The organism is Ramlibacter sp., from assembly GCF_013697775.1.
In the GTDB taxonomy this organism is placed as follows: Bacteria; Pseudomonadota; Gammaproteobacteria; order Burkholderiales; family Burkholderiaceae_C; genus Ramlibacter.
This window is the reverse complement of sequence record NZ_JACCWG010000374.1, coordinates 1-4709: the sequence shown is the minus strand read 5'-3', so window position 1 is coordinate 4709 and position 4709 is coordinate 1. Positions and strand designations below refer to the sequence as shown.

Annotated in this window: 6 protein-coding genes; all 6 read right to left on the bottom strand. The window is 68.1% G+C overall.

Features of this window, described 5'->3' with window-relative positions; translation table 11 throughout:
• On the bottom strand, positions 1-731 hold a 731-nt coding region (locus tag H0U68_RS19075), incomplete at its 3' end, for a hypothetical protein (RefSeq protein WP_296358484.1).
• Positions 724-1014 (bottom strand): DUF3467 domain-containing protein, encoded by a 291-nt coding sequence (locus tag H0U68_RS19070; protein WP_296358483.1) that lies wholly within the window; start codon positions 1012-1014, stop codon positions 724-726. The genes H0U68_RS19070 and H0U68_RS19075, both read right to left, overlap by 8 nt.
• 199 nt (positions 1015-1213) lie before the next feature.
• Entirely contained in the window at positions 1214-2182 is a 969-nt protein-coding gene (locus H0U68_RS19065; protein ID WP_296358482.1) for a sigma-54 dependent transcriptional regulator, read from the bottom strand.
• A 364-nt stretch (positions 2183-2546) separates the two neighbouring features.
• Positions 2547-2960, bottom strand: coding sequence for a RidA family protein (locus tag H0U68_RS19060; protein WP_296358481.1), 414 nt, complete (start codon positions 2958-2960; stop codon positions 2547-2549).
• A 21-nt stretch (positions 2961-2981) separates the two neighbouring features.
• Positions 2982-3818 (bottom strand): ABC transporter permease, encoded by an 837-nt coding sequence (locus H0U68_RS19055; protein WP_296358480.1) that lies wholly within the window; start codon positions 3816-3818, stop codon positions 2982-2984.
• Positions 3811-4572 (bottom strand): ABC transporter ATP-binding protein, encoded by a 762-nt coding sequence (locus tag H0U68_RS19050; protein ID WP_296358479.1) that lies wholly within the window; start codon positions 4570-4572, stop codon positions 3811-3813. The genes H0U68_RS19055 and H0U68_RS19050 overlap by 8 nt, the downstream gene beginning before the upstream one ends.
• Positions 4573-4709: the final 137 nt, after the last annotated feature.

The following is a 4709-nucleotide window of genomic DNA, read 5'->3' as shown; positions in this document are numbered from 1 at the left end:
GCGCAGAGCAGGTCCATGCGCCGCTCGGCGGCCAGCGCGGCGGCGATGCGCCGCTTGCCGCTGCCCGCGGCGCCGCGAAGGTGCAGGCGCAACGCCTCGCGCGGGCGCGCTGTGGCTTGCCGCACCGCGTGCAACGCGGCATCCGCGATCGCTTCCGGCTGTACCGGCTGCGGCCGGTCCAGCCGGCAGAAGGAAAGCAGGCTGTCGTCGAGCGCGGCGCGCGGCAGGAACAGCGCGACGATCTGCGCATCGAGCGCCACGCCGCGCGCCAGTGCCGAAGGCGGCATGCGCTCGGGCGCCTCGCAGTCCAGCAGGCGGCGCGCGAACAGCGAGCCGTTCAGCAGCGCGGGCAGTGCGTCGATCAGCGCGCCGCGGCGCAGCCCCAGCAAACGCAGCACGAACGGCAGCGAGGGTCGCTGCCCCTGTGCGTCGCCTTGCAGGTAGGCCAGCGTTGCCAGGTACGAAGGGTCGAGCGCGATAGCGAGCAGCACGCCGAGCACTGCTCGTTCGAGCGCGTCCAAGTGTTCCTGCGCCGCCAGCCATTCGCCAGCGGGCAGTGCGGACCAGGCCCGCGCCAGTTCGGCCACAGCGTCTTGCGCAAGCGGCTGCGCTGCAGCCTGGCGGTCGTGTTCGCGCAGGGCGTGCTTGAACAGCGTGTCCACGCGCGCGCACAGCCCGTCGATGCCGTGCGCCTGCGGCGGGGCGTCGGTGTCCGGCTGCGTTTCAACCATGGGCGGGTCCCGGCGCGTCGTCCGCGTGGTGGCCCAGCGCCTCGTGCACGGCATCGAAGCGCGCCATCGTCGTCTGCAAAAGATGCAGCAGCGCGCGCGCATAGCTCGGCGTCATGACGATGCGGATGCGGTCGGTCAGCTCCTGCTGGCCGTCGTAGGCCTGGGCGAAGCGCAGCAGGATTTCCTCGCGGCTGAACCCCGCCTCGAAGTAGTTGGCGTACTCGTAGGCCACGCCGGTGGTGGCGGGTGGAACAGTGGGTCCGGAGGCGGTGCCTGCTTGCATGACACCTTTGCATTGCACGCCGCGTGCCAGCGTCCGCCGAAATGAAAATACGTTGTGCGACAAGCACTTGCATTGCGTGGGCGTTGCCGCCGGCGGTCTGGTGTCACATCAAGTTGTGACAGCCGCGCGTGCGCAAATGCGGGTCTATCAGGGGCGATGCGCTGTCACATGCGGCGATGTGACAGCGCATGTGACAGTGCTACTGCCCGGGCGCCGGCGCGATGTGGAACTGCTTCATCTTGCGGTACAGCGTCATGCGCGACCAGTCCAACAGTTCGGCGGCCTTGCTGCGGTTCCATTCGCAGCGGTTCAATGCCTCCAGGATGCGCGCCGACTCTATCGCGTCGGAACGGCCCGCGCAGGAGACGCCTTCGGGCGGCAGCGGCAGGGCGGCGGTGTCCATTGGCAGGCCGGCGTCCTGCAGCGACAGGGCCTCCACCAGGTTGCGCACCTCGCGCGCGTTGCCGGGCCAGGCATACCGGCACAGGCGCGCCATGGCGGCGGCGGTGAGCCGCACCGGGGGCTGCTGCGCGGCACCCGGCAGGCCGCGCGAAAAATGTTCGAACAGCACCAGCACATCTTCCGGCCGCTCGCGCAGCGGCGGCAGCACCACGCGGGCCACGTTCAGCCGGTAGAACAGGTCGGCGCGGAAGCGGCCTTCGTGCATGGCCTGCTCCAGCCCGCAGTGCGTGGCGGCCACGGTGCGGAAATCGACCCGCCGGCTGCGCAGCGCGCCGATGGGAAACACCTCGTGCGTCTCCAGCACGCGCAGCAGCTTGGCCTGCGCATGCGGCGGCATGTCGCCGATCTCGTCGAGGAACAGCGTGCCGCCGTCGGCCAGCGCGATCTTGCCGGGATAGGCCGTGTTGGCGCCGGTGAAGGCGCCGCGCTCGAAGCCGAACAGCTCGCTGTCCAGCAGGCTGTCGGGCAGCGCCGCGCAGTTGATGGAGATGTAGGGGCCGCGGCGGCGCGGGCTCAGCTCGTGCACCGCGCGCGCGACGCACTCCTTGCCGGTGCCGGTTTCGCCGGTGATGAGAACGTTGCACGCCGACGCGGCGATGCGCGGCAGCTTCTCGCGCAGGGCCGCCAGGGCAGGGCTGTTGCCCACCAGCGATCTCAGTGCCGCGCAATCGGCGGCCGCGGCTTGCGCGGGTGCAACTTCGGTCATCGTCGTGCGCCCCCTGTGTCTTGTTCGCGGGAGAGCGGCACACGACTGTCATGCTGGCCGGTGCATGCGCCCGGTCCGACTGCTCCCATCCACCGGGCGGAGTCTAGGCACTCATTCGCGGCGGGACAATGACTTTAGTCACCAGTTCTGTGGAGAACAATGCGTGTTGGTAACCGGCCGCAACACGGGCGGCGCATGCAAGTGATCAGACCCGCGCGCGTCGGGCAGTGCGGTGAACTGCGAGCTGGGTAACGCGCGACATTAAGCAGACCGGTTGTCACTGCCTGGAACCGTGCGCGGCACTGCGCGTAGAGCCGGTCGAAGGTGGCAGCGAGAGGCGTTCACCTGGGCCGCTCCCCTCCATTCACCCGCCCGGCTCGCCCGCATGGGCGATGCACTCCATTTCGATATCGAATGGCCAGGGCCAGGGCCAGGACGCCACGGTGCAGAAGGTGCGGGCCGGCGGGCGCACACCGAAATGCTTTGCGTAGATCGCGTTCACCGTCTCGTAGTAGGCGGCGTTGGACACCAGCACCGTGACCTTCAGCACCCTGTCCAGCGATGAGCCGGCAGCCTCCAGGCAGGCCCGCAGGTGCTGCAGCACCAGTTCGGTCTGGCGGTCGATGGAGGCGATCTCCACTTTCCCGGTGGCCGGATCGATCGGCGGAATGCCGGAGACGAACACCAGGTCGCCCCAGCGCACCACCGGGGACAGGGGAACTCCTGCATTGGCAAGCGCTTGGCTCACCACGGGAACTTGCGGGTATGTCGCTTGCATGAGATTGCCTCGAAATGTGAATCAGAGAACGTTGCGGTCGGCGCCGAACACCGACCTGGGCCGCCACGCCATCAGCCGGTTCTCTGCCCAAGCCATCAAGCCGTTGAGCGCCAGCATGAATGCCATCATCACAGCCAGCATGGCCATGGTTCCAGTGGTGTTGTACGAGGTGCTGTACATGTTCAGGCGGTAGCCCAGCCCGGCGGAAGCGGCCAGGAATTCGCCGACGATCACGCCGATCAGCGCGAAGGGAAGGCTGAGCTTCAAGCCGGTGAAAATCCAGGACGACGCCGACGGCACCACCACCTTCAGGAACAGCTGGCGCTCGCTGGCGCCCTGGATGCGCGCCACGCTGAGCAGCCCCGCGTCGACACTGCGCACCCCGGCCAGCGTGTTGAAAAAAGTGATGAAGTAGACAAGCGAAGCCGCCAGCACGATCTTCGACATCAGGTCGATGCCGAACCAGATCACCAGCAGGGGCGCCAGCGCGATGCGCGGAATGCTGTTGACCGCCACGAAGAACGGCTCCAGGACCGCGCACAGCAGCTGCCAGCGGCCCAGGACCAGCCCGGTCAGCACGCCGGCCGCCGCGCCGCCCAAGAATCCCAGCATCAGTTCGGTGCAGGTGACGCGCACGTCGTTCCAAAAGCCGCGCGCCATCAGTTCGCCGCCCAGCACGGCCAGCACCTTGCCCGGGCTGCTGAAATAGAACGGGTCGAGGAAGCGGCAGCTGCCCAGTTCCCAGGCAAGCAGGAAAGCCCCCAGCAGCGCCGCCTGCGCGGCCCGAACGCCCAGCCGGATGCGCCGCTCGCGCTGCGCGGCCGAGAGCGGCTTGCGGGCGGCCGGCATCTCAGTCATCGGTCTGCTTTTCGAGCTTGTGCCAGATGCGGTCATAGATGCTGCGGAATTCGGCGTCGTCATGAATGTGCTGGATGTCCCTGGGGCGCGGCACGCTCACCTGCTCGATGTGGGTGACCCGGCCCGGCCGCCGGCCCATCAGCACCACGCGGTCGCCGAGTGCGACGGCCTCCGCCAGGTCGTGGGTGATGAAGATGACGGTGCTGCCGGTTTCCTGCCAGATGCGAAGCAGCAGGTCCTGCAGGGTGATGCGGGTTTGCGCATCCAGCGGGCCGAACGGCTCGTCCATGAGGATCACCTGCGGCTCGTAGATCAGCGTGCGCACGATGTTGCCGCGCTGGCGCATGCCGCCCGACAGCTCGTGCGGATACGCCGGCGCGAAGCCTTGCAGTCCCACGATCTCCAGCCATCGGTCGGCGCGGCGGTAGCGCTCGGCGCGCGGCACGCCGGCCAGTTCGAGCGGAAAGCAGACGTTGTCGCGCAGCGTGCGCCAGGCAAACAGGTTGTGCGACTGCGTGACGTAGCCGATGCGCCGGTCGATGCCGCGGATGCGCTCGCCGTCCAGCTCCATGTGGCCCTCGCTGGGTTCGATCAGGCCGGCGATCAGATTGAGCAGCGTGGACTTGCCGCAGCCGCTGGGCCCGACCACCGTGACGAACTCGCCTTTTTGCACTGTGAGGTGAACCCGGTCCAGCGCGATCACCGGGCCGGTGCGGCCTTCGAAATGCTTGGCGACGTCGATGATCGAGAGCATGCGCGGCCGATGCCTAGTGTAGTGCGCGCGAATTAGTTGAACTTTCGCTCGAAGGCATACTCCGATGGCCAAGGGGGTGTGATGCCATGCGGGTCGCCAAGTCGATTGAGCTGGATGGGCAGACGCAGCAGGAGCTT

What these genes read in the sequence shown, in the direction of transcription:
- H0U68_RS19070 (WP_296358483.1), bottom strand. Translation starts at nt 1,014, where the DNA reads ATGCAAGCAGGCACCGCCTCCGGACCCACTGTTCCACCCGCCACCACC.
- H0U68_RS19065 (WP_296358482.1), bottom strand. Translation starts at nt 2,182, where the DNA reads ATGACCGAAGTTGCACCCGCGCAAGCCGCGGCCGCCGATTGCGCGGCA.
- H0U68_RS19060 (WP_296358481.1), bottom strand. Translation starts at nt 2,960, where the DNA reads ATGCAAGCGACATACCCGCAAGTTCCCGTGGTGAGCCAAGCGCTTGCC.
- H0U68_RS19055 (WP_296358480.1), bottom strand. Translation starts at nt 3,818, where the DNA reads ATGACTGAGATGCCGGCCGCCCGCAAGCCGCTCTCGGCCGCGCAGCGC.
- H0U68_RS19050 (WP_296358479.1), bottom strand. Translation starts at nt 4,572, where the DNA reads ATGCTCTCGATCATCGACGTCGCCAAGCATTTCGAAGGCCGCACCGGC.